Consider the following 23,419-nt stretch of genomic DNA (forward strand, 5'->3'; position numbering starts at 1 on the left):
TCGCGCACCCTGGCGATCGGCTGCGGGCTCTTGCGTTCGGCTCAGTCCGACGCGCCGGGACGATGCCGCGACCACGGTGGCTCATCGGCGCGAACTCGCGGTTTGCCGCGTGCTCCTTGCGGTTGTTTCATCGTGAGCGGTGCCGGCTGGGGTCGTTCGGCGTTGGCCCGGTGTCGGCAACGTGACCGCCCGTCGGTGGGGACGTCGGCGACCAGGGGATCTGCTCAATCTCTGAGATCGGACACCGAAGCGGCGGCCTGGGCAGGCAGTCCGATGCGCCCGCGACCGGTCGCGCTGAGGACACGGCGATCGGCTGTCGGCCCTGCGTTCGGCTCAGATCGACGCGCCGCGATTCCGGGGACACGGGTGGGTCATCGGCGCGAACGTGCGGTTTGCCGCGTGCTCCTTGCGGTTGCTTCATGGCAAGCGGTGCCGACTGGGGTCGTTCGGGCGTTGACCCCGGTGTCGGCAACGTGATCGTCCCGTCGGTGAGGGTGCCGGCGGCTTGATATGTGGCCATCGGCTGGCTCTTGTGGGGTGGTTGGGTCGGTCGGGCACTTGGCGCGGTGTCGGTAGCGCATTCGTCCGTCGGTGAGGCGGAAGCGGCTTGTCGTGTGGCCGGCGGTTGGCCTCTGTGGGGTGGTGGAGGCTGAGGTCGTTCGGCCGAGAGGTCAGTCTTGGGAGCGTCGCCGTTAACGGCGGCGCGGCGGCGGGCATGGGGTCGACTTAGGCGTGGCGGGAAATGTCGGCTCATGCGTAGCGGTGAACTGGGGAGACCGCGAGTCGGTGGGTGTGGAGCGATGCCTGTCGGGAGGATGCGCACGACAGGTTGCGGGACGTGTGGTCTGCTTGTGCCGGTTCGGAAAATGCGCCGTCCCTTCGTGGGCTCGTCGTCACTTCGTGAGGTCATCGCTCCGTCGTGGGGACGGCGTTGGGAGGGTGGCCGTGCGGCGCTCAAGGTCTGGGCGACGGCGGCCCCACAACGACACCCGACCCGAACTGGAGTGGCCCCGCGGCGGTCAGGGTCTGGGCGGTTGGTTGCCCGGCAGTGTCGTCGGTTGGTGAGGGGCACGGGCGGTCGAGGGCGGCCGGTGGTGTCTGATGCGGGAACGTGGTCGGCTGGGTGCGAGGCGTGGTTGGCTGGAGGAGTGGGCGGCGCGGTCAGCGTCCGGTGCGGGCGGCCAGTGGCGACGGTGCGGCCCGTGGTGACGGTGCGGCCGGGGCGGTGAGGGCCGCGGTGTGGGAGCACAGGAAATGGGGTCTTGTGACCGGGAGGCAATCCGAGGGGTGATGCGCCGCATGCGCCATGTCACCGCCCCCGGCGTGTCATGATCTAGACGGCGCCGTTCGGCACCGATGAGAGCCTGCGTGATGGGCGGCCCGGCGACATTGCCGTATCGCCCGGGCCGTCGATCCGTGCGGGTATCCGAAAGACGTGAAACCCTCCGAAAGCACAGGGTCGCCGACATTCGAAGGGAGGGAGCGGCGTTGTGAGCGAGTATCCCGAGACTCGGCGCGCGCCCGGGGGTGCTGCCCCGCGGGCCGGTGACCCGGCCACGGCCGCGTCGGACGACGGCGCGGCGGCGACGGATCCGATCCGCGTGCTGATCGTCGATGACCATGCGCTGTTCCGCAGGGGCCTGGAGATGGTCCTGGCCGGTGAGGACGACATCGAGGTGGTCGGGGAGGGCGGCGACGGGAACGAGGCCGTCGAGATGGCCCGTGACCTGCTGCCCGACGTCCTGCTGATGGACATCCGGATGCCGCGTCGCAGCGGCATCGAGGCCTGTCTGGCCATCAAGGAGTCCGTTCCGAGCGCCAAGATCGTGATGTTGACGATCAGCGACGAGGACAAGGACCTGTTCGAGGCGATCAAGGCCGGTGCCAGCGGCTACCTGCTCAAGGAGATCTCCATCGACGAGGTCCCCCAGGCGGTCCGCGCGGTCCACGGCGGCCAGTCGCTGATCAGCCCCTCGATGGCGTCCAAGCTGATCACTGAGTTCGCGTCGCTGGCGAAACGCAGCGACGAGCGCCAGCAGCAGCTCCCCGCGCCCAAGCTGACCGACCGCGAGATGGAGGTGCTCCGCCTCGTGGCCCGCGGCCTGGGCAACCGCGAGATCGCCAAGGAGCTCTTCATCTCCGAGAACACGGTCAAGAACCACGTGCGCAACATTTTGGAGAAACTCCAGCTCCACTCCCGGATGGAGGCCGTCGTCTACGCCGTCAGGGAAAAGCTCCTCGAAATCACCTGAGCCACCCCCCGGACCTCCCCGGCGCGTACTCGGCCCGTCGTCCGAGACCTCCGTCACCATGCCGTCAATGCGACGCGAACGGCCCCGTGTCGCGAGCGGCCCGGAGCGTGACCGTCAGGGGTCGCGAACGGCCGGCGTTTCGAACGTCAGGCGCCGTAAACGGCCAGGGTGATGAACGTCAGGTGCCGCGAACGGCCAAGGTCATGAGCGGCAGGTTCGTGGCGGCCAGGATCGCGGGTGGCCGGGATGGCGAACGTCAGGCTTGCGAGTGCTCGGTGTTGTGGGGGGCCGGGATTGCGAGCGGCTGAGGCGGCTGACACCGGTGTGTGAGTTTTGTCGGTGTCGGTGCGTACCATCGCGGGCGTGACCGAACTTGAGTTGTCCGCGGACGAGGCCCGTCGGGTTCAGTTGAGCGCACAGGGGCTGCTGGGGGCCGGTGGGCGCAGGGGTGGCGTGCGGGGGCTGCTCGGGCGGCTGGGGGCCGTGCAGTTGGACACGATTTCCGTGCTGGCGCGTTCGCATGAGCTGATCCCGTACGCGCGGCTGGGGGCGGTCGGGCGGGACGCGGTCGAGGACGCCTACTGGGGCGGCTCGGCGGGGGCGGGGGCCGCCTTCGAGTACTGGGCCCACGCGGCGTGCGTGCTGCCGATGGACGAGTGGCCGATCTTCGGGTTCCGGCGCAGGGCGTTCAGGGACCGGGGGTGGCGTTGGCACCAGGTCTCCGAGCAGACGTGCGACCTCGTTCGCAAGCGGCTGCGGGCGGACGGGCCGCTCACCATGAAGGAGTTGGGCGGCGCGAAGGCCGGCGGCGAGTGGTGGGACTGGAGCGAGCAGAAGATCGCCGTGGAGTGGCTCCTGGACGTCGGCGAGGTGGTGTGCGTGCGGCGGACCGGCTGGCGGCGGGTGTACGACCTGCCCGAACGCGCGGTGCCCGCAGCGCTGCTCGATCAGGAGCCCGGGGACGCCGAGTGTCTGACGTACCTGGTCGGGCGGGCGGGACGGGCGCTCGGCGTGGCGACACGGGCCGACCTCGCCGACTACTACCGGATCAAGAACGAGCAGGTCGGTGAGGTCATCGAGGCGACCGGGCTGGTTCCGGTGCGGGTGGAGGGCTGGCGGCAGCCGGCGTGGGCCGACCCGGCGGCGCTGGTGTCGCCTCCGCGGGGAAGGCACGCGACGACGCTGCTCTCGCCGTTCGACTCCCTGGTGTGGGACCGCGCCCGGACCTCCCGGATGTTCGGGTTCGACCACCGACTGGAGGCGTACGTCCCCAAGGCCAAGCGGGTGCACGGCTACTTCACGATGCCGCTGCTGGCGGGAGGGCGGCTGATCGGCCGCGTCGACCCCGCCCGCGAAAAGGGCGTGCTCGTCGCCCGCCAGGTCTCGTTCGAGCCATGGGCGATCTCCACCCCTTCCCGGACGCGCTCGGCCCTGACCGCTCTGAGCACCGCACTGTGGCGTGCCGCCGACTGGGTGGGCTGCCACGATGTGCGCGTCGACGTCCTGAATCCACCGGAACTGGCCACCGCCGTCACCCGAGCCCTCACCACGGAGGGCACCCTCTGACGTACGCCCCCCGCTGACCATCCACCAGCGAGATCCCATCGACCAGCCGCCCGAGTCCCCCCACGGGAAGCCCACCTCGAGCACCCGTCGTCGGCAGGCCGTGTACGAAACCGGCCGCTTCGCCCGTACCAGGCGACGCGAGGACGGAAACGGTGCCGCAGACCGAGCGGACCCCCGCCCCGCAGGTGGCCAGGGTGGCTTGGCCCCGGTTCGGTGGTTGAGGCGGTGATGGGTGTGTCGGGGCCTGTGGGGTGCCGCCGGGCGGTTTCGGCCAGGCGAGAACGAGACGGGAACGAGACGGCGGCCCGCGACGCCCGGCCGATCCGGGGGCGTCAGCCGTGGGGCTTGTGCTCCGGGTCGCTGACCCGGGGGAGTTCGGACATCTCGCCGTACCGGCCGCCTCGACGCTTGTTGCTGCGAGAGCCGAAGAGCGAGTAGTTGACGATCTCCGGAAGGACGCGGGGCTCGTCCAGGACGACGTCGGCGAAGATGCCGAAGGCCATGCCCAGCAGGCCCCCCAGCATGACGATCGCGGCGCCCGCCCAGAACAGGAACCAGTTGGGGCCCAGGCAGAGGGCGATCCCGCCCAGGGCGAACCCGACCAGCGTCACCACCACCGACACCCACGATTTCGGTTGCCCACCGTGAGATCCGGGCATCTTGGCTCCTCCCCGGGGCGCCGTGTCGCGGCACCCGAACGATGTGGCCGGAACCTGCCACCTGGGGTGGTTCTCTGATGAAATGCCTGGTGAGGGCCCCTGTGGGGGCGATCGTCCGGCCTGGTTGTCAACGCCATACAGATCTTCCGCACCAGCAGGGGGTCAAACAGTAAAGGGCGTGGATTGCGTCGCCGAGTGACCTAGACCATCCTTGGTCTCGCCTACGATGGCAACGTACGTGTGGTGTGCGTGCCGCTGGTCGCGGTGACCCACGATCTGCAAGGAGCCTCCGAGAGTGCCGCCAGTCATCGACAAGATCCTTCGTGCGGGCGAAGGCAAAACTCTGCGCAAGCTCAAGAAGCTCGCGGATCACGTCAACAGCATCGAGGAGGACTTCCTCGAGATGACCGACGCCGAGCTGCGCGAGCTGACCGACAAGTACCGGGAGCGCATCGAGGAGGGCGAGAGCCTCGACTCGCTGCTGCCGGAGGCGTTCGCGACGGCGCGTGAGGCGGCCAAGCGGGTGCTGGGGCAGCGGCACTTCGACGTCCAGGTCATGGGCGGCGCCGCGCTGCACCTCGGGAACATCGCCGAGATGCGCACCGGTGAGGGCAAGACCCTGACCGCCGTGCTGCCCGCCTACCTGAACGCGCTGTCCGGCGAGGGCGTGCACGTCATCACGGTCAACGACTATCTGGCCAAGCGCGACGCCGAGTGGATGGGCCGTGTGCACCAGTTCCTCGGCCTCGAGGTGGGCGTCATCCTCCCGCAGATGACCCCCGAAGAGCGTCGCAAGGCCTACAACGCCGACATCACGTACGGCACCAACAACGAGTTCGGCTTCGACTACCTGCGCGACAACATGGCCTGGAGCCTGGACGAGTGCGTCCAGCGTGGCCACAACTTCGCGATCGTGGACGAGGTCGACTCCATCCTGATCGACGAGGCCCGGACGCCGCTGATCATCTCCGGCCCGGCCGAGCAGAACTCCAAGTGGTACACCGAGTTCTCGAAGATCGTTCCGCGCCTCAAGCCGTCCAGCGGCAAGGAGGAGACGGACGGCGACTACCAGGTCGACGAGAAGAAGCGCACCGTCGGCATCCTGGAGACCGGGGTCGAGAAGGTCGAGGACTGGCTCGGCATCGACAACCTGTACGACGCCACGAACACGCCCCTGGTGAGCTTCCTGAACAACGCCCTGAAGGCGAAGGAGCTCTACAAGAAGGACAAGGACTACGTCGTCATGAACGGCGAGGTCCTGATCGTGGACGAGTTCACCGGCCGCATCCTGCACGGCCGCCGGTACAACGAGGGCATGCACCAGGCCATCGAGGCCAAGGAAGGTGTGGCGATCAAGGACGAGAACCAGACGCTCGCCACGATCACCCTCCAGAACTACTTCCGGCTGTACGACAAGCTGGGCGGCATGACCGGTACGGCCCAGACCGAGGCCGCCGAGTTCAACAAGATCTACAAGCTCGGCGTGGTCACCATCCCGACCAACCGGCCCATGGTCCGCAAGGACGTGGCCGACGTGGTGTACAAGACCGAGCAGGCCAAGTTCGAGGCCGTGGTCGACGACATCGCCGAGCGGCACGAGAAGGGCCAGCCGGTCCTGGTCGGCACCACCTCGGTCGAGAAGTCCGAGAAGCTGTCGAAGATGCTCAAGCGGCGCGGCATCCCGCACGAGGTGCTGAACGCCAAGGCGCACGAGAAGGAGAGCGCCATCGTCGCCGAGGCGGGCCGCAAGGGCGCCGTCACCGTGGCGACCAACATGGCGGGCCGCGGCACCGACATCATGCTCGGCGGCAACCCGGACTTCCGCGCCGACCTGGAGCTCCACGCCCGGGGGCTGTCCCCGCTGGAGACCCCGGAGGAGTACGAGGAGGCCTGGCCCGAGGCGCTGGAGAAGGCCAAGGAGGCCGTCAAGGGCGAGCACGAGGAGGTCGCCGACGCCGGCGGCCTGTACGTGCTGGCCACCGAGCGGCACGAGTCCCGGCGCATCGACAACCAGCTCCGCGGTCGTTCCGGCCGGCAGGGCGACCCGGGCGAGTCGCGCTTCTACCTGTCCCTCGAGGACGACCTGATGCGGCTGTTCAACTCGGCGCGAGTCGAGTCGATCATGACCCGGCTGAACATCCCGGACGACGTGCCGATCGAGTCCAAGATCGTCTCCAACGCGATCCGGTCCGCGCAGACCCAGGTCGAGCAGCAGAACTTCGAGATCCGCAAGAACGTCCTCAAGTACGACGAGGTGCTCAACCGGCAGCGCCAGGTCATCTACGCCGAGCGCCGCAAGGTGCTGGAGGGCGCGGACCTGGAGGAGCAGATCCGCCGGATGATCGACGAGGTCGTCGACGGCTACGTCGCCGGCGCCACCGGCGAGGGCTTCGCCGAGGAGTGGGATCTGGAGAAGCTCTGGAAGGCGTTCCAGCAGCTCTACCCGATCAGCTTCACCGTCGAGGAACTGGCCGAGGAGGTCGGCGGCGAGATCTCCGCGCTGGACGCCGAGACCCTCGCCGAGAAGGTCCGCAAGGACGCCCAGGAGGCGTACGACAAGCGCGAGACCGAGCTGGGCGCGGAGGTCGTCCGCGAGCTGGAGCGCCGGGTCATCCTGTCGGTGCTCGACCGCAAGTGGCGCGAGCACCTGTACGAGATGGACTACCTCCAGGAGGGCATCGGCCTGCGGGCCATGGCGCAGCGCGACCCGCTGGTGGAGTACCAGCGCGAGGGCTTCGACATGTTCAACGCGATGCTCGACGGCATCAAGGAGGAGTCGGTCGGCTACCTGTTCAACCTCGAGGTCGAGGTCGAGGAGCAGCCGCCCGCCCCCACCGTCGGCGTCAAGCCCGTGTCCATCGCCGCGACCGCCACGGACGTCGACGAGGAGGCCGAGGCCGAGGAGGCCGAGGAGCCCTCCGAGATCGAAGAGGCCCCGGCGATCAAGACCAAGGGCCTCGACAAGCCCAAGCGGCCCACCAAGCTGGAGTACTCCGCCCCCACCGTCGACGGCGAGGGCGGCGTGGAGACCCACAGCGAGGAGACCGAGGACGAGTACGCGGGCGTGGGTCGCAACGACCCCTGCCCCTGCGGCTCGGGCAGGAAGTTCAAGCGCTGCCACGGCAACCCGCGCAACCAGGACTGACCCGCACCCGGCGGGGAGCACCCCGCCGAGCGAACCGGCCCTGAACGAAGCGGCCTCCGGACCATCATCCCGGGGGCCGCTTCGCCGTTCCACCGCCGAAGCGCCCATCCTTCGAGGTAGAGCCGAAACCCCTCCGGCCTCGGGCGCGAACCCGGGCCGCCGCGGCGACTCGCCCGCCCTTCGCCCAACACCTCCCGCCCCTCGCCCAACGCCTCGGGCCCCGCGCCCCACACCTCCCGCCCCACACCTTCGGCCCCTCGCTCAACGCCTTCCGCCCCTCGCCCAACGCCTTCCGCCCCGCGCCCAACGCCTCGGGCCCCGCGCCCAACGCCTCCCGTCCCTCGTCCAACGCCTGGCGTCCCGCGCCTAACGCCTGGCGTCCCGCGCCTAACGCCTGCCGTCCCTCGCTCACCACCTCCCGCATCGCGCCCAGACCGCCCATGGCCGCCCGATGCACGCGATGACCGAGTCGTTGACGTTCACCTGATCGCCGACCCCGCCCCCGAGGCGGGGTCGTCCGTCTCACCGTGGTGGGGCCGTGGTCTCGAGAGCCGTGCAGCGCCAGCGGCCTCGATGGTGTTCCAGCCGGAGCGCCAACGCCTGCACCCGGCCGTTCACGGCGATGACGGCACCGGCCTCGGCCGCTCCGGCGGCGGGTTCCTGCACCCAGGACGTGAGCACGCGCGGCGGCTGGATCGGCCCACGCGGACGCACCGCCACCGCGAACGGAGCCAGCCCCCGACACACCGCCGGCGTCGCCCGCCGAGCGAGCTGCCGCAGAGGCCGCGTCCCCGCCAGCACCTCCATCACCAGCCGAACGGTCGAGCCCGCCACCGCACCGACGTCCTCCACGCGCTCATCCGCCGCCACGGTGCACCGCGACACGCCTTCTCGCCCCACCAAGCCGCCTCCCGAACGGCCGCCGGTCGACGCCGCGGGCCGCGAGGCAGGGCCGGTACGACCCGAGCCCCGCACGGAACGCCCTGGGGCGAGTCCCCCGTCCACGGACGCCGCGGAATGTGCAAAGGCGTCTCCAGGACGTCCCGAGGGCATGGAGGGACGTTCTGAGCCGTCCGTGAGGTCCCCGGAGGGCCCAAGCGGACGTCCGAGGTGATTCACGGAACGTCCCGGGACGTCGGTGGGACGTCCGAAGGGACTGGCGGGACGTCCCGAGAAGTCGGTGGGAGGTCCCGAAAGGTTGTCGGGGCGTCCAGTGACGTCGGTGGAACGTCCAGGAGAGGAGGCGGCGGGACGTCTTGAAGGGCCGGTGGGTCGGTGGGTGGGGTCCGTGAGGGCGGTTGGAACGCTGGAACGTATGGGGGCCGGCTGGGGGCTTGGGGCCTTAGGGAGGGGAGGGGTGGAGGTGTAGGGGCGGACGCGGACGGGGGTGGTGGTGCGGTGGCGGGGGGTTCGGGTGGGCATGGCCTCTCCTCGGCGTATCGGTGTGGGCGATCGCGTGAAAAGAGGCGGAGAAGGGCTTGTTTGATACGTCTTGGCCGGGCTCGGCCAAAGGTGTAACGAAAAGCGTGGTGGGTTTGCGGAGGGAAAAGGGGATTGGGGGGAAATGGCGACGGCGGGGGGGCCCGGGTGGGCGCCCCCGCCGCGTGCGGGAGTGGTCCTGGGGTGAGGGACCGGGTGGTGGGTTCAGCCGTCGGTGCCGTCCGTCTTGGTCTTGGTGCCGGTAGAGGAATCCGAGGCGGAGGCCGCGGCCACCTCGGGGGCGGCCGAGGGGTCGGCGGCGACGGACTCGACACCCTCCGGTTCTCGGCCGGGTGTGGGGATGTTCATCCACCGGATCAGGATGGAGAACAGGAAGTAGTAGATGACGGCGTAGATCAACCCCATGATGATCAGGCCGAGCAGATTCTTGGTGTTGTCCTTGCTGCCGTTGATCAGCATGTCGATGCCGCCGGCGGAGAAGCTGAAGCCCAGCTTCATGTTGAGCGCGTCCGCGACCGCCATGGAGACGCCGGTGAGGACGGCGTGCACGCCGAACAGGACCGGGGCGACGAAGATGAACGCGAACTCGATCGGCTCGGTGATGCCGGTGACGAACGCGGTCAGGGCGGCGGAGAACATGATGCCGCCGACGGCCGCCCGGCGGTGCTTGGGCGCGGCCTGCCAGATCGCCAGGGCGGCGGCCGGCAGGGCGAACATCAGGACCGGGAAGTAGCCGGCCATCGACCAGCCGGCGCCGTCCGCCCCGTTCAGGTAGCAGTTGAGGTCACCGGTGTAGGTCTTGCCGCCGACCTCGCACTCGGGGATCTGGAACCACACCACGTTGTTGGGGATGTGGTGCAGGCCCAGCGGCAGCAGCAGACGGTTGACCACGCCGTACACACCGGCCCCGAGGGTGCTGTTGCGCTCCATCCACTCGCCGAAGTCGGTGAGCCAGCCGCCCAGCAGCGGCCAGACCCAGCCGAACAGCAGGCCCAGCAGGGTGGCGGCGAAGGCGGTGACGATCGGCACGAAACGGCGGCCGCCGAAGAACGCCAGCCAGGTGGGCAGCTTGATCCGGTAGTAGCGCTGGTAGAGCAGGGCGGCGGTGATGCCGATGACGATGCCGCCGAGCACCTGGGTGGGGTTGCCCGCCCCGAGGTCCACCACCTCGTTGGGCTTGCCCGGGTTGTCCGGGTCGAACAGGGCCTTGACCACCTTGGGCCGCAGCTCGTCGGAGTGGAAGAACATGTTCATGCTGACGTAATGGAAGACCAGGTAGCCGACCACGGCGGCCAGTGCGGTGGAGCCGTCGGACTTCTTGGCGAAGCCGACGGCCACCCCCACCGCGAACAGCAGCGGCAGCCAGTTGAACAGGGAGCCGCCGGCGGCGGCGAAGATCTCCGCGACCCGGTCGGCCCCGGAGAAGTCGATCCAGGCGTCGTCGTTCTCGCCGATGACGTCGGGCTGGCCGAGCCGCAGCAGCAGGCCGGCGGCGGGCAGCACGGCGATGGGTAGCATCAGGCTGCGGCCGATGCGCTGGAGGACGGCGAGGACGCTCGATCCCCGTCGGGGTGCGTCGGTGCCGCCGACGGCGGTGGCTGAACTCATCAGAGGGTTGCCTCCTCCTGATGTTGCGGGCGGCTAGGCCCGCTGGGGTGGATTTCCGAGAGCCGTGTGGATCTGGTACCTGTCGGCCCGATAGGTCGACACGCCCAGTTCCGCGCAGACGCCGCCCATGTAGGAGCGACGTTGCAGGAGCAGCACGGCACTGCCCCTGGGTATGTGGAGCCGCTTGGCGTCCGCGGCGTCGGCCAGCCCGGCGTCGATGGTCTGGTCGCCGGCGTCGAAGACGATCCCGTACACGGCCTCCAGGACGCCGTACAGGGAACGGTCGGCGAGCCGCCGGTCGAGCAGGTCGGGCGCCAGGGAGGCCAGGATGTGCGCGCGTTCGAGGGCCATCGGCTCGCCGTCGGCGGTGCGCAGTCGTTCGATCACATGGATCTCGGTACCCGGGTTCACCTCGAACAGGCGGGCCAGTCGGGCGTCGGCGGGAACGGTGCGCCGCGACAGGTCGACCGCGCCGGGGCGCAGCCCCCGCGACAGCATGTCCTCGGAGAACGAGACCAGCCGGAGGGGCATCTCGATCTTGGGGCGGGCGACGAACGTGCCCTTGCCCGGCACTCGGTAGAGCCGGCCCTCGGAGACCAGGTGCTCGACGCCCTGGCGCACCGTCATCCGGGACAGCCCGAAGCTCTGACCCAGCTCCCGCTCGGAGGGGATGGGCGCGTCCACGGGCAGCTCGGAGCGCTCGATCAGGTCCAGCAGGATGGCGCGGAGCTGGAAGTACATCGGTACGGGGCTGGTCGGGTCGATGGATGCCACGGTCGTCCTCGGGTTCGCGGGTTCGGGAATCGGATCAAGGATCCCGGAACCCTGCCTCCGGTCCGGTTCGTACTGGTCTAGGCCGGACTAGACCACAGCCCGGAAAAGGTGTCAATGCACGACTGGGTAACGTCCTTGTCACGGCGGGAACCATTGTGGAGGTTGCCGGAAAGGGCTCCCAGACCCCTACGCTCCGGCCGTGCGCTGGGATATGGTTCGTACTGGTCTAGTCCGGACTAGACCAGTAGTCGTCAGCATAGGGAATCCACCTCGAACGGCAGGGAGAGTGCGCTGAAGATGCCCTCACTCGTCATCGCCGCGCGGACCGTGATCGCCGTTCCGCCCGGCCCCGCGGACGCGCCCACGGCGGTGCTGTCGCCCGGCTGGGTGCGGGTCGAGGACGAGGTGATCGTCGAGGTCGGCGGCGGCGAGCCGCCCGTCGCGCCCGATCTGCGCCTCGACGAGGGGATGCTGGTGCCCGGCCTGGTGGACCTCCAGGTCAACGGGTTCTTCGGGTACGACATGGTGGACGCCGGGGAGACCGGCTGGCGCACCGTCGTCAGCAGGCTTCCCGAGACCGGCGTGACCGCGTTCCTGCCCACGTTCATCACCGCGCCCGTCCACGTGCAGGCCGAGGCGCTGGAACGGACCCGTGAGCTGCTGCCCCGACTGCCCGAGGGCTCGCGGGTGCTCGGCGTCCATCTGGAGGGGCCGTTCCTGTCGGAGCGGCGGCGCGGCGCGCACAACCCCGCGTACCTGGTCGACCCGACCCCCGGGGCGCTGCGCAGGCTGCTGGAGACCGGGCTGGTCAGGCTGGTGACGCTGGCCCCCGAGCGGGAGGGCGGCATGGACGCCGTCCGGACGCTCACCGAGCACGGCGTGCTGGTCAGCGTGGGCCACAGCGACGCCACCGCCGAGCAGGTGGCCCGGGCCGCCGACGCGGGGGCCCGCAAGGTCACCCATCTGTTCAACGCGCAGTCCGGCGTCCACCATCGCGACCCCGGGGTGGCCGCCCAGGCGCTCGCCGACCCCCGGCTGAGCCCCGGCCTGATCCTTGACCTGCACCATGTCGCCCCGGCGGCGGCCAGGCTGGCGTTCAACGCCGCACCCGGCCGGATCGTGCTGGTCACCGACGCGGCGTCCGCCGCCGGGATGCCGCCGGGGCGGTACGAGCTGGGCGGCGAGCCCATCGACCTGCCCGCCGACGGGCCGCCGCTGCGCGCGGACGGCACCCTGGCGGGCTCGGCGCTGCGGCTGGACGCCGCCGTCGGCAACGCGCTCGGGCTCGGCCTCGACCCGGCTGCGGCCGTGGACGCCGCCACCCGCGTCCCGGCCGACCTGATCGGCCGTCCCGACCTGGGCCGGATCGCCTCCGGCGCGGTCGCCGACCTGACCTGGCTGGTCCCGGACGCGAGCGGCGCGCTGCGCGCCCGCCGCACCTGGGTGGCCGGCCGGGAGGTCTGGAACGCCGCGAACGGGCACAGTCCGTCCACGGAGGGACGGGCGCACGAGAGGACGGGGCCGTGACCACGAGCACGAGCAGCACCAGCAGAATGCGGGCGGAGATCGGGGAGCAGCCGGACGCGCTGCGCCGGACCATCGACGCGCTGCTGCCGAGGATGTCGGACGTGGGCCTGCTGGCGAAGGGGACCGGTCAGGTCCTCTTCATCGCCCGCGGGTCCTCCGACAACGCCGCCGTCTACGGGCGGTACCTGGTGGAGTCGCACGTCGGGCGGTTGGCGACGTTGGCCGCTCCGTCGATCGCGACCGCCTACCACCGCAAGATCGACCTGAACGGCGTGCTGGCCGTGGCGATCAGCCAGTCCGGCAAGACCGAGGAGATCGTCGAGACCATGGCCTGGGCGGCCGACTGCGGCGCCCGGACCGTCGCGGTCACCAACGGCGCCCGGTCGCCGCTGGTCGAGGCTGCCGAGGTGGCGCTGATCACCGAGGCCGGCGACGAACTGGCGGTCCCGGCGACCAAGACGTACACGACCCAGCTCGCGGCGCTGTCGGTGCTGGCCCTGGGCCTGGGCGCGGAGGTCGACCTCGACCATCTGCGCCGGGCCCCCGACGAGGTGGAGCGGCTGATCGCCGTCACCGAGGCGTCCCCCGCGCTGGACTCCGTGGTGGAGGGCCTGGCCGGCGTCCCCGGCGCGGTGGTCTCCGGGCGCGGCCTCGCGTTCGGCACCGCGCTGGAGCTGGCCCTCAAGCTCAAGGAGGCGTGCTACCTGCACGCCATGGGCCTGTCGTACGCGGACCTGCTGCACGGCCCGATCGCGGTGGTCGACGAGGACACGCCCGCGATCCTGGTCGCCGCCGACGAGGGGCCGACCCTGGCCGGCACGGTGGCTCTGGCCGGGCGGGTCACGGGTGCGGGCGCACGCGCGTACGGTGTCGGCGGGGGCGAGGGCCTCGCCGAGGCGTGCACCTTCGCGCTGCCGGGCCCCCGGCTGCCCGAATGGGTCGCGCCGCTGGGCCTGATCGTGCCGGGGCAGCTCATGGTGGAGGCGCTGGCCCGCAGGCTGGGCCTGGACCCGGACGTGCCCCGTGGCCTGAACAAGGTCACCCAGACCGACTGAGAGAGCTTCGAGGAGCGAGCATGGACAAGGCCGAGGCCATCGTCGCCGCGCTGGGCGGCGCCGGCAACATCGTGGAGATCGAGCCGTGCGCCACACGGCTGCGCACCGAGGTCTCCGACCCCGCCAGGGTGAACGAGCCGGCGCTCAAGGCCGCCGGCGCGCACGGCGTGATGCGCAGCGGCCGTGTCGTACAGGTGGTGGTCGGCCCCGAGGCCGACACGCTCGCCACCGACATCGAAGACCTGCTCGACTGATCGGGGGGTCTTCGGTGACGAATGTTCTGGCGCCCGTCAGCGGGCGGGTGGTCGGGCTGGCGGGTGTGCCCGACCCGGTGTTCGCCCAGGCCATGGTGGGCCCGGGCACGGCGATCGACCCCGAGCGCGGGCCGGGCGAGGCGATCGCCCCGGTGACCGGCAAAGTCGTCAAGATGCATCCCCACGCCTACGTGGTGGTCGACGCCGAGGGGCACGGGGTCCTGGTCCACCTGGGAGTGGACACCGTCCAGCTCAAGGGGGCGGGCTTCGAGCTGCTGGCCGCCGAGGGCGACGAGGTGGAGGCCGGGCGGACGCTGGTCCGCTGGGACCCCGCCGAGATCGAGGCGGGCGGGCGTTCCCCGGTGGTCGCGGTGGTGGCGTTGGACGCCGGCGTCGAGGCCCTGTCGGACGTCCGGGAGTCCGGCCCGATCGAGAAGGGGGTCGGGCTCTTCACATGGCGGTGATGCGAGCAGTGGCGGCCGTCTTCGACCTGGACGGCACGCTGATCGACACCGAGCCGCGCAGCCGGGCGCTGTGGTCGCGTCTGTTCGACACGCACGGGGTGACCTACGACGACGCCCTGATCGGCTCGTTCGCCGGACGGCGGGGTCGGGAGGTGCTGGCCGAGCTGCTGCACCTGTTCCCCGGCCGGACGGTGGACGAGCTGTTCGACCAGGTGATGGCGTTCCAGGCGCATCCCGACTGGCCGGCCCTGCCCGCCGTCGAGCCGGTGCCGGGGGCCGTGGAGCTGGTGCGCCGACTGCACGGCGACGGCGTGCCGCTCGGGCTGGTGACCTCGGGGGTCCGCCCGTACGCGGAGGGGCTTCTGCTGGAGCTGGGCCTGACCGGGCTGCTGGACGTGGTGGTCACCGCCGACGACGTCCGCAACGGCAAACCGCACCCGGAGGGCTATCTCGCCGCCTGCTCCGCGCTGGGCGTGTCGCCTGCGCGGTCCGTGGCGTTCGAGGACGCCCCGGCGGGGGTGGCCGCCGCGAAGGCCGCGGGCATGGCCGTCGTGGGGGTCGCCACCACGGTGCCGTCGGAACTGCTGTCGAGCGCGGACCTGGTCCTGCCGAATCTGAGGGATGTTCGATGGCCCCACGTCTTCGGGGCCGAGCGAGGGCCGGAGGTCGGTCCCGCTTCGGGGTGAAGGAGTGATCGTGTCCCAGCGTCATGTGAAGATCCGGTCCAAGGTGGGCCTGCACGCGCGGCCCGCGGCGCTGTTCGTCCAGACCGCGGCCAAGGCCCCCATGGACGTGACGGTCGCCAAGGAGGGCAAGGAGCCGGTCAACGCCAAGAGCATCCTCGCCGTGATCGGCCTGGACGCCCGGCACGGCGAGGAGATCATCATCACCGCCGAGGGCGAGGCCGCCGACCAGGTGCTGGATCAGCTCGAGGCGGCGGTCAACGTGGAGCCCGAGGGTGCCTGACGGCCGGGCGGCCCGCATGCTGACCGGCGCAGGGGTGAGCCCGGGGGCCGGTGCGGGCCCCGTCGTCCGGGTGGCGGGCTCGGTGCCGGAGCCGCCCGCCGCGACGCACGGCGGCACGGCGGAGGACGCGCGGGGCGAGAAGGCCGCGGCGACCCGTGCGCTGGAGGCCGTCGCCGCCGACCTGGAGGCGTGCGGCGAACGGGCCGCGGCGGCGGGCAACGCCGACGCCCGCGACGTGCTCGGCGCGCAGGCGCTGATGGCCCGGGACCCCGGCCTGGCCGACGGCGTCGCCGCCCAGATCGACGGCGGTACGGCGGCGGCCCGCGCGGTGTACGAGGCGTTCGCCGTCTACCGGGCGGTGCTGGCCTCGGCGGGGGAGTACCTGGCCGCCCGGGTCGCCGACCTCGACGACATCCGCGACCGTGCCGTGGCCCGCCTGCTGGGGGTGCCGATGCCCGGCGTGCCGCAGCGGGACGAGCCGTTCGTGCTGGTCGCGCGGGATCTCGCGCCCGCCGACACGGCGGTGCTGGATCCGGCGCTGGTGGTCGCGTTCGTGACCGAAGAGGGCGGCCCGACCAGCCACACGGCGATCCTGGCCCGCACCATGGGGGTTCCCGCCGTGGTCGCCTGCCCCGAGTGCGCCGACCTCGCGGAGGGGACGCGGGTGCTGGTCGACGGCACCGCCGGGACGGTCCACGTCGATCCGGCGGAGACCGAGGTGTCGGCGGCGCTGCGCCGTTCGGCCGCCCGCGCCTCACTGCTCGCCGAGTCCACCGGCCCCGGGGCGACCCGGGACGGCCACGCGGTGCCGCTGCTGGCCAACGTCGGCGGCCCCCAGGACCTGGACGCGGCCCTGGCCGCCGGCGCGGAGGGCGTGGGGCTCTACCGGACCGAGTTCCTGTTCCTCGACCGTGCGCACGCGCCGTCCGACGCCGAGCAGGAGGCCGCCTACCGCGCCGTCCTGGAGGCGTTCCCGCAGGGCAAGGTGGTCGTCCGGACGCTGGACGCGGGCGCGGACAAGCCGCTGGCGTTCCTGCCGCCGCCCGGCGAGGAGCCCAACCCGGCGCTCGGGGAGCGCGGGCTGCGGATGCTGCGCCGCCACCCGGAGGTGCTGTCGGCCCAGCTCACCGCCTTGCGCCGGGCCTCCGCCGGGCTCACCACCCGGCTGGAGGTGATGGCGCCGATGGTCACCGACGTCGAGGAGGCCCGGTACTTCGCCGCCGCCTGCGCGGAGGCGGGCATCGACCATCCCGGCATCATGATCGAGGTGCCCGCCGCCGCGCTGCGGGCCGGTGACCTGGCCCCCGAGGTGGAGTTCTTCAGCGTCGGCACCAACGACCTCACCCAGTACGCGTGCGCCGCCGACCGGCAGATCGGCGGCCTGGCCCGACTGCAGGACGCCTGGCAGCCCGCCGTCCTGGACCTGGTCGCGCTGACCGCCGAGGCCGCCGTCGACACCGAACGCGGCTGCGGGGTGTGCGGCGAGGCGGCCGGCGACCCGGTGCTGGCCTGCGTGCTCGTCGGCCTGGGGGTCACCTCCCTCTCGATGAGCGCCCCCTCGTTGCCGCTGGTCCGCGCCTCGCTGGCCCGGCACACGCTGGCCCAGTGCCGCCGCGCCGCCGTCGCCGCCCGCTCGGCCCGCACGGCGGACGAGGCCCGCACCGCCGCCCGCGCCGAACTCCCCGCCCTCCCCGAGCTCGGCCTCTAGCCGGGGAACGACCGGGAACGACCTCGGCGCGGCCGTGCCCTCGGGGGCGCACGGCCGCGCCGGGAGTATCCGGGTGCGTGGTCGGGGGCTCAGGCGAGGGAGCGGCGGACGTGTTCGGCGGTCAGGGAGCGGTGGTCCTCGAGGAGGTCGGCGGGGGTGCCGGTGAAGACGATCTCGCCGCCGTGCTTGCCGCCGTCGGGGCCGAGGTCGATGATCCGGTCGGCCCGCTTGATCACGTCGAGGTTGTGCTCGATGACGATCACGGTGTTGCCCGCGTCCACCAGTCGGTCCAGCAGCGCGACCAGGGCGCCCACGTCGGCCATGTGCAGGCCGGTGGTGGGCTCGTCCAGCACGTAGACGCTGCCCGTCTTGTGCAGTTCGTTGGCGAGCTTGATGCGCTGGCGCTCGCCGCCGGACAGGGTGCTGAGCGGCTGGCCCAGGGTGAGGTAGTCGAGACCGACCTCGTTCAGGGTGGCGAGCTTGGCGTGGACGCGTTTCTCGGGAAAGAAGTCCAGCGCCTGTTCGGCGGTCATGTCGAGCACGTCCACGATGGACTTGCCGCGCACGGTGTACGTGAGGACCTCCTCGGCGAACCGGCGGCCCTCGCACTTCTCGCACGTGGTGGTGATGGGATCCATGAACGCCAGGTCGGTGTAGATGACCCCGCGTCCTTCGCAGGCCGGGCAGGCCCCCCGGGAGTTGAAGCTGAACAGGCCCGGCTCGACACCCGCCGCCTTGCCCCCGTTCTCCTGGGAGAAGAGCTTGCGCAGATGGTCCAGCACGCCGACGTAGGAGGCCGGGGTGGACCTGCTGGAGACGCCGATGGCCGACTGGTCGACGACGATCGCCTCCGGGTGGGCGCCCACGAAGACGTCGGAGATCAGCGTGCTCTTGCCCGACCCGGCGACGCCGGTGACGGCCGTGAGGACGCCGGTGGGCAGGTCGACGGAGACGTTCTTGAGGTTGTGCAGGGAGGCGTTCTCGAGGGGGAGCCACCCGGTGGGGGCGCGGACGTCCGTCTTGACCGGGGTGACCGTGCGCAGTGCGCGGCCGGTGACGGTGTCGGCCCGCCGGAGCGACTCCACGTCGCCCTGGAAGACGACCTCGCCGCCGTGCGCGCCCGCGCCCGGACCGATGTCGATGACGTGGTCGGCGATCGCGATGACGTCCGGGTCGTGCTCCACCACCAGCACCGTGTTGCCCTTGTCGCGCAACTGGACCAGCAGCTCGTTCAGCCGGTGCACGTCGCGCGGATGCAGGCCCACGCTGGGCTCGTCGAAGATGTACGTCATGCCGGCCAGGGCGCTGCCGAGGTAGCGGACGGTCTTGAGCCGTTGGCCCTCGCCGCCCGACAGCGTGGAGGTCTCGCGGCCCAGACTGAGGTAGCCGAGGCCGATCCCGATGACGCGCCGGAGACGTTCGATCGCGGCGGCGGCGATGGGCGCGCCCACCGGGTCGTCGATGGCGGCCAGCACCTCGACCAGGTCGGCGACCTCCATGGCGGAGTGGTCGGCGATGTTGCGGCCGTTGATGCGGCCGGCCAGGGCGGTCTGGTTGAGGCGGGCCCCCGCGCACAGCGGGCAGACGACCTCCGAGACCACGGCGAGGACGCTGTCGCGGGTCTTGTCGGCCAGGGAGCCGATGTCGCGTTTGAGGTACAGCCGACTGAAACGGTCGACCAGGCCCTCGTAGTCGAGGTTGAACGTGCCGCTCTTGGCGGACATCTCCGTCCGGCCGGTGCCGTGCAGGAGGTGGTGCCACTCCTCGTCGGAGTAGTCGGCCAGCGGCTTGTCGAGGTCGAACGCCCCCGAGTTCGCGTACATCTGCCACTGGAGGCTGCCGACCCCGAACTGCGGGAACCGGATCGGCCCCTCGTTGAGCGACCTGGTCCGGTCGAGGAACCTGTCGAGGTCGAGGCGGACGATCCGGCCGAGCCCGTCGCACTCAGGGCACATCCCCTCGGGATCGTTGAAGGAGAACACCGACGAGGTGGCCGCCGCCGGGACGCCGCAGCGGGAGAACAGCACCCGGATCACCGAGTAGATGTCCGTCATGGTCCCGACGGTGGAGCGCGAGTTGCCGCCCAGGGGCTTCTGATCGACCACCACGGCCGCCGACAGGTTGTCGATCACGTCGGCCTCGGGCTTCTCGTACTTGGGGAGCCGGCTGCGGATGAACCAGGTGAACGTCTCGTTGAGCTGCCGTTGCGCCTCCACGGCCACGGTGTCGAACACGATCGAGGACTTGCCGGACCCCGAAACCCCCGTGAACACCACGATCCGGTTCTTCGGTATCCGCAACGTGACATCCTTGAGATTGTTCTCGCGGGCCCCGGCGACCAGGATGCTGTCTGAGCTCATGGCCCTCACCGTAGGGGCGATATAGGACATCCTCTGGCCGTTTTTCGCAGGACACATGGGTCACCGCAGCCCCTCCCATGACATGGCCTACCCGAAGGTGGTGTTAGCGTCGCCAAGGCGATGACCGGGAGATTCATGGCGGCCACGTTCGGGGGGACTGGTCCGGTGAGACGTTCACGCACGTTCGCGCTGTGCGCGGCGGCGGCGGTGTTGACCCCGCTGACCGCATGCGCCGGGAACACGGGAGGCGCCGCGCAGACGGGAGAGGGCCCGGTGGCGTCCCAGACGCCCGGGGCGACGCCGGCGGGCGATCAGGGGGCCTGGATCCCCGACTTCGTCGAGGGCATGACCCTGGAGCAGAAGGTCGGCCAGGTGTTCGTGCCCACCTTCCGGAGCCGGCCCGACGCCGAGAAGATCATCAGGCGGTACCACGTCGGGGGCCTGATCTACTTCCCCGGCAACGCCCGCACACCCCGCCGGACCGCGCAGATGTCGAACGCGCTGCAGCGGGCGTCCAAGATCCCGCTGCTGCTGGGCGTGGACGAGGAGCAGGGTCCGGTCACCCGGCTGGCCTACCTCACCCGGTTCCCCGGCAACATGGCGCTGGGCGCCCTCGCACGACCCGAGGAGGCCCGGGCCGCCGCCAGGGTGACGGGGACCGAGCTGCGGGCGGTCGGCATCAACCAGAACTACGCCCCGGTCGCCGACGTGAACGTCAACCCGGCCAACCCGGTGATCGGCCTCCGCTCGTTCGGCTCCGATCCGGACCTGGTGTCGCGCATGCTGGTGGGCGCGCTCCAGGGCTACCGGGACGCCGGCGTGGCGGCCACCGCCAAGCACTTCCCCGGGCACGGCGACACCGACACCGACAGCCACACCGGGCTGCCGGTGATCAAGCACTCGCGTGAGGAATGGGAGCGGCTGGACGCGCCGCCGTTCCGGGCCGCCGTGCAGCACGGTGTCGACGCCATCATGACCGCGCACATCGTGATGCCGGGCCTGGACCGCTCCGGTGACCCCGCCACCATGTCCCGCACGGTGCTGACCGGGCTGCTCCGCGAGGGCCTCGGCTTTCAGGGCGTCGTCGTCACCGACTCGCTGAGCATGGCGGGCGCCAGCGCGAAGTACCCCGCGGCGCAGGCGGCCGTGCGGGCCTTCCTGGCGGGGGCCGACCAGCTCCTGATGCCGCCCGATCTGGGGCGGGCCCAGGCCGCGATGATGTCGGCGGTCCGCAAGGGGCAGATCTCCATGAAACGGCTGGACGAGTCGGTGACGCGGATCCTGTGGCTCAAGGCGCGGCGCGGCCTGTTCGGCGACGTTCAGGTCGATCCGGCGCGCGCCGAGCAGGTCGTCCGCTCGGCGGCGCACCGGGCCGTGGCGCGCCGGGTCGCCGAGCACTCGATCACCCTGGTCCGCAACCGCAACGGCGTGCTGCCCCTCGACGCGCGGACGACGGTGCACGTCACCGGGCCGCGCAGCGGGGTGCTGACCGCCGCCCTGCGAAAGCGCGGCGTGCCGATCGCGGCGTCGCCGGGCGCCGCCGACGTCACGGTGGTGACGACCCTGAACGACGGGAAGGCCACCAAGGCCAAGGTCGCGGCGTCGGGTCGCGGCCAGGTGGTGGTGGTGGCGCTCGGGCGGCCCTACGACCTGGGCCACGCGGGGTCGGCCGACGCGGCGCTGGCGACGTACTCCTCCGGGGCGGCGTCCCTGGACGCGTTGGCCGGTGTGCTGTCGGGCCGGGTGCGGCCCGCCGGGAGGCTGCCCGTCCAGGTCCGGGAGTTCGACTTCGGGCACGGCCTGACTTATTGATCAAGCAGGGCTTATTGATCAAGCCTGACTTATTGATCAGGGCATGGCTCATTGAGTACGGCGCCTCCTGTGAACCCGTGGACGGCGGGGGCGTGGCCTGGGAGTATCTGCCTCGCCGCCGTCTCCCGGGAGGTCACCGTGCGCCCGTTCGCCCTGGGGCTCATCCTGTCGGCCGTTCCGGCGCTCGGGGCCTGTGGAGCCTTCGACGAGCCCGACGAGCCGGGGATACCGCCGCTGGTCTGGGAGTCCGGCGATCCGCGTCTGACCGATCCGCGCCCCGTGACGGCGTCGGCGGCGGAGACCCGGGAGGCCCGGGTGGTGCTGTACCGCTATCTGCGCGGGCTGGCGGCCGGCGACGTGCGGATCTGCGCGCTGATCACGCCGGAGTACGAGGAGTCGGTGTTCGAGGGGCCCCGGCGGTGTCGCGGCCGGCTCGGCACGGTCCGGGAACGGCTCGGGGCCCGGAACCTGGCCGCGCTGCGCGGGGTCACCGTGCCGGTGGCACGGCCAGGTCCGGGCCCGGGGCGGTTCACCGTCCGGTTCACCGATCTCCGCTGGCGCACCGGGAGGGCCGCCCCCGGCGGTCCGCTGGCCGAACGCTTCGTGCTCCGCAGGGTGGACGACCGGTGGCTGATCGTGGCCTGACCACCGGACGAACCGTCACCGGGCACACGTCTGCCCGGTGCTGGGGGTGGGTTTTCGCGATCTCGGCCGGATCCCGTCCGGCCCTGCGGCGACTGACGGCGGCCCGGGGCCGACGGCCCCTGCGGATCAGTGCGGCGGCCGGAGACCGAGCCGGCGCAGCGCCATGCCGGCCGCGCCGACGGCCCCGTCGCCCGCGACCTGCGGGTCGGCGGGGAAGCGCTCGCGCAGTCCGTCCCGGACGGCCTCGGCGACGGGGCCGTCGCCGAGCACCGATCCGGCCATCACGACCGGCGAGCAGCGGTCGCTGAGCGCGGGGCGCACCGCGTCGACATCGCGGAGCAGCCACTGGGCCGCCTCCTGGGTGATGTGCCGGGCGACCGGATCGCCCGCCGCCGCGGCCGCGCAGACCACCGGGCCGAGCCGACCCAGGGCGGCGGGCGGGCGGCCGTAGACCTCTTTGATGATCGCCTGGGCCAGCGCCGGGTCGGCGGGCCGCCGCGGCATCGGTGGGTCCATGGTCGTGGTCGGCGCCCGACCGTCCGGCGACGGCGGCTCCTCTTCCGCCGCCGCCTCGAGCGCCGCACCGCCGGAGCCCCGGTGCGCCAGGGCTCCGGAGGCCCCCGCCTGGGCGGGGACCAGGGCGAGGGCCCGTTCCGGGGACGTCCGCGGGCGCGGGACGTGCCCTCGGGAGGGGCCCCCGTCCGGCGAGGGGTTCGGGGCACGTGCTCCTCCGTTCGCCAGTAGGCCGGGGGACGGCGCGCCGAGCAGCGCGCGGGGCACCGACTCGGCCAGCAGCGTGGGTTCGCCCCGGCCGTCGATGGCCGCCAGGGTGGCCCGCACCGCCTCGCGTCCGAGCCAGACCGCCGAACCCTCGTCGCCGACGAGCCAGCCATAGCCGTCGGCGCGCTGCACGATGGTGCCGTCGTTGATCACGGCGGCACCCGCGCCGGTGCCGGAGAACACGACGATGCCCTCCGGTGCGCTGGTGCCGGCCGCGAACGCCACCGCGATGTCGGTGACGACGGCGGGCGTGCCGTGGAGTCCCACGGTGTGCCAGGCTTGCCGGGCGGCGGCGACCGCGGCGGGACGCCCCGCGGAACCGGCTCCGGCGATCCCGAATACACCGTTGAGGACGAGGGAACGGTCCAGGTCGCCGAGTGCGGCGCTCAAGGCCGTGGTGAGGG

The 23,419-nt window shown here is 71.7% G+C and carries 18 protein-coding genes; 12 read left to right on the plus strand and 6 right to left on the minus strand.

What is annotated here, in order from left to right:
- Window positions 1-1,490: 1,490 nt before the first annotated feature.
- Together DFJ69_RS19430 and DFJ69_RS19435 are read left to right on the plus strand one after the other, a co-directional pair.
- The gene (locus tag DFJ69_RS19430) at window positions 1,491-2,252 is read left to right on the plus strand and encodes a response regulator (protein WP_116023915.1); all 762 of its coding nucleotides are present in this window, start codon (window positions 1,491-1,493) and stop codon (window positions 2,250-2,252) included.
- 363 nt (window positions 2,253-2,615) lie between these two features.
- A complete protein-coding gene (locus tag DFJ69_RS19435; protein WP_211328662.1) occupies window positions 2,616-3,818 on the plus strand; it encodes a winged helix-turn-helix domain-containing protein in 1,203 nt (400 codons plus the stop codon).
- A 332-nt stretch (window positions 3,819-4,150) separates the two neighbouring features.
- On the opposite strand, the gene DFJ69_RS19440 is transcribed toward DFJ69_RS19435, so the two are convergent.
- Window positions 4,151-4,477 (minus strand): HGxxPAAW family protein, encoded by a 327-nt coding sequence (locus DFJ69_RS19440; RefSeq protein ID WP_116023916.1) that lies wholly within the window; start codon window positions 4,475-4,477, stop codon window positions 4,151-4,153.
- Between the two features lie 295 nt (window positions 4,478-4,772).
- On the opposite strand from DFJ69_RS19440, the gene secA reads away from it, so the two are divergent.
- On the plus strand, window positions 4,773-7,622 hold the full coding sequence (secA, locus tag DFJ69_RS19445; protein WP_116023917.1) for a preprotein translocase subunit SecA: 2,850 nt from the start codon (window positions 4,773-4,775) through the stop codon (window positions 7,620-7,622).
- 522 nt (window positions 7,623-8,144) lie between these two features.
- Here the strand turns inward: secA and DFJ69_RS19450 are convergent.
- The 3 genes from DFJ69_RS19450 to DFJ69_RS19460 form a co-directional block, all read right to left on the minus strand.
- On the minus strand, window positions 8,145-8,474 hold the full coding sequence (locus DFJ69_RS19450; protein WP_147312367.1) for an Rv3235 family protein: 330 nt from the start codon (window positions 8,472-8,474) through the stop codon (window positions 8,145-8,147).
- Window positions 8,475-9,266: 792 nt separating this feature from the next.
- Window positions 9,267-10,670: a PTS transporter subunit EIIC gene (locus tag DFJ69_RS19455; protein WP_116023919.1), complete on the minus strand. Its 1,404-nt coding sequence runs from the start codon at window positions 10,668-10,670 to the stop codon at window positions 9,267-9,269.
- 33 nt (window positions 10,671-10,703) lie between these two features.
- Entirely contained in the window at window positions 10,704-11,444 is a 741-nt protein-coding gene (locus DFJ69_RS19460; protein WP_211328663.1) for a GntR family transcriptional regulator, read from the minus strand.
- 297 nt (window positions 11,445-11,741) lie between these two features.
- Here DFJ69_RS19460 and nagA point away from each other — a divergent pair, with 297 nt between their 5' ends.
- Genes nagA through ptsP form a run of 7 tightly spaced genes read left to right on the plus strand, consistent with a single transcriptional unit; the run spans window position 11,742 to window position 17,418 of the window.
- On the plus strand, window positions 11,742-12,971 hold the full coding sequence (nagA, locus tag DFJ69_RS19465) for an N-acetylglucosamine-6-phosphate deacetylase (RefSeq protein ID WP_116023921.1): 1,230 nt from the start codon (window positions 11,742-11,744) through the stop codon (window positions 12,969-12,971).
- 26 nt (window positions 12,972-12,997) lie between these two features.
- The gene (locus DFJ69_RS19470) at window positions 12,998-14,026 is read left to right on the plus strand and encodes an SIS domain-containing protein (RefSeq protein WP_116023922.1); all 1,029 of its coding nucleotides are present in this window, start codon (window positions 12,998-13,000) and stop codon (window positions 14,024-14,026) included.
- Window positions 14,027-14,046: 20 nt separating this feature from the next.
- Window positions 14,047-14,280 carry a PTS sugar transporter subunit IIB gene (locus DFJ69_RS19475; RefSeq protein WP_116023923.1) on the plus strand — a complete coding sequence of 78 codons (234 nt, stop codon included), beginning with the start codon at window positions 14,047-14,049 and terminating at the stop codon, window positions 14,278-14,280.
- 14 nt (window positions 14,281-14,294) lie between these two features.
- Complete coding sequence (locus DFJ69_RS19480; protein WP_116023924.1) at window positions 14,295-14,744, plus strand: PTS sugar transporter subunit IIA; 450 nt, start codon at window positions 14,295-14,297, stop codon at window positions 14,742-14,744.
- Window positions 14,744-15,430: an HAD family hydrolase gene (locus DFJ69_RS19485; RefSeq protein WP_116026745.1), complete on the plus strand. Its 687-nt coding sequence runs from the start codon at window positions 14,744-14,746 to the stop codon at window positions 15,428-15,430. Before DFJ69_RS19480 ends, DFJ69_RS19485 begins: the two co-directional genes overlap by 1 nt.
- A 10-nt stretch (window positions 15,431-15,440) precedes the next feature.
- Complete coding sequence (locus DFJ69_RS19490; RefSeq protein ID WP_116026746.1) at window positions 15,441-15,710, plus strand: HPr family phosphocarrier protein; 270 nt, start codon at window positions 15,441-15,443, stop codon at window positions 15,708-15,710.
- A gap of 16 nt (window positions 15,711-15,726) precedes the next feature.
- Entirely contained in the window at window positions 15,727-17,418 is a 1,692-nt protein-coding gene (gene ptsP, locus DFJ69_RS19495; protein ID WP_116023925.1) for a phosphoenolpyruvate--protein phosphotransferase, read from the plus strand.
- 89 nt (window positions 17,419-17,507) lie between these two features.
- Here ptsP and DFJ69_RS19500 read toward each other — a convergent pair whose 3' ends face one another.
- Entirely contained in the window at window positions 17,508-19,778 is a 2,271-nt protein-coding gene (locus tag DFJ69_RS19500; protein WP_116023926.1) for an ATP-binding cassette domain-containing protein, read from the minus strand.
- A gap of 165 nt (window positions 19,779-19,943) precedes the next feature.
- Here DFJ69_RS19500 and DFJ69_RS19505 point away from each other — a divergent pair, with 165 nt between their 5' ends.
- Together DFJ69_RS19505 and DFJ69_RS19510 are read left to right on the plus strand one after the other, a co-directional pair.
- The gene (locus DFJ69_RS19505; RefSeq protein ID WP_211328665.1) at window positions 19,944-21,590 is read left to right on the plus strand and encodes a glycoside hydrolase family 3 protein; all 1,647 of its coding nucleotides are present in this window, start codon (window positions 19,944-19,946) and stop codon (window positions 21,588-21,590) included.
- Between the two features lie 138 nt (window positions 21,591-21,728).
- Window positions 21,729-22,235, plus strand: coding sequence for a hypothetical protein (locus DFJ69_RS19510; RefSeq protein WP_116023927.1), 507 nt, complete (start codon window positions 21,729-21,731; stop codon window positions 22,233-22,235).
- Between the two features lie 126 nt (window positions 22,236-22,361).
- On the opposite strand, the gene DFJ69_RS19515 is transcribed toward DFJ69_RS19510, so the two are convergent.
- The gene (locus DFJ69_RS19515; protein WP_245974460.1) at window positions 22,362-23,405 is read right to left on the minus strand and encodes a BadF/BadG/BcrA/BcrD ATPase family protein; all 1,044 of its coding nucleotides are present in this window, start codon (window positions 23,403-23,405) and stop codon (window positions 22,362-22,364) included.
- Between the last annotated feature and the right edge of the window lie 14 nt (window positions 23,406-23,419).

The sequence above is a fragment of the Thermomonospora umbrina genome, assembly GCF_003386555.1.
In the GTDB taxonomy this organism is placed as follows: Bacteria; Actinomycetota; Actinomycetes; order Streptosporangiales; family Streptosporangiaceae; genus Thermomonospora; species Thermomonospora umbrina.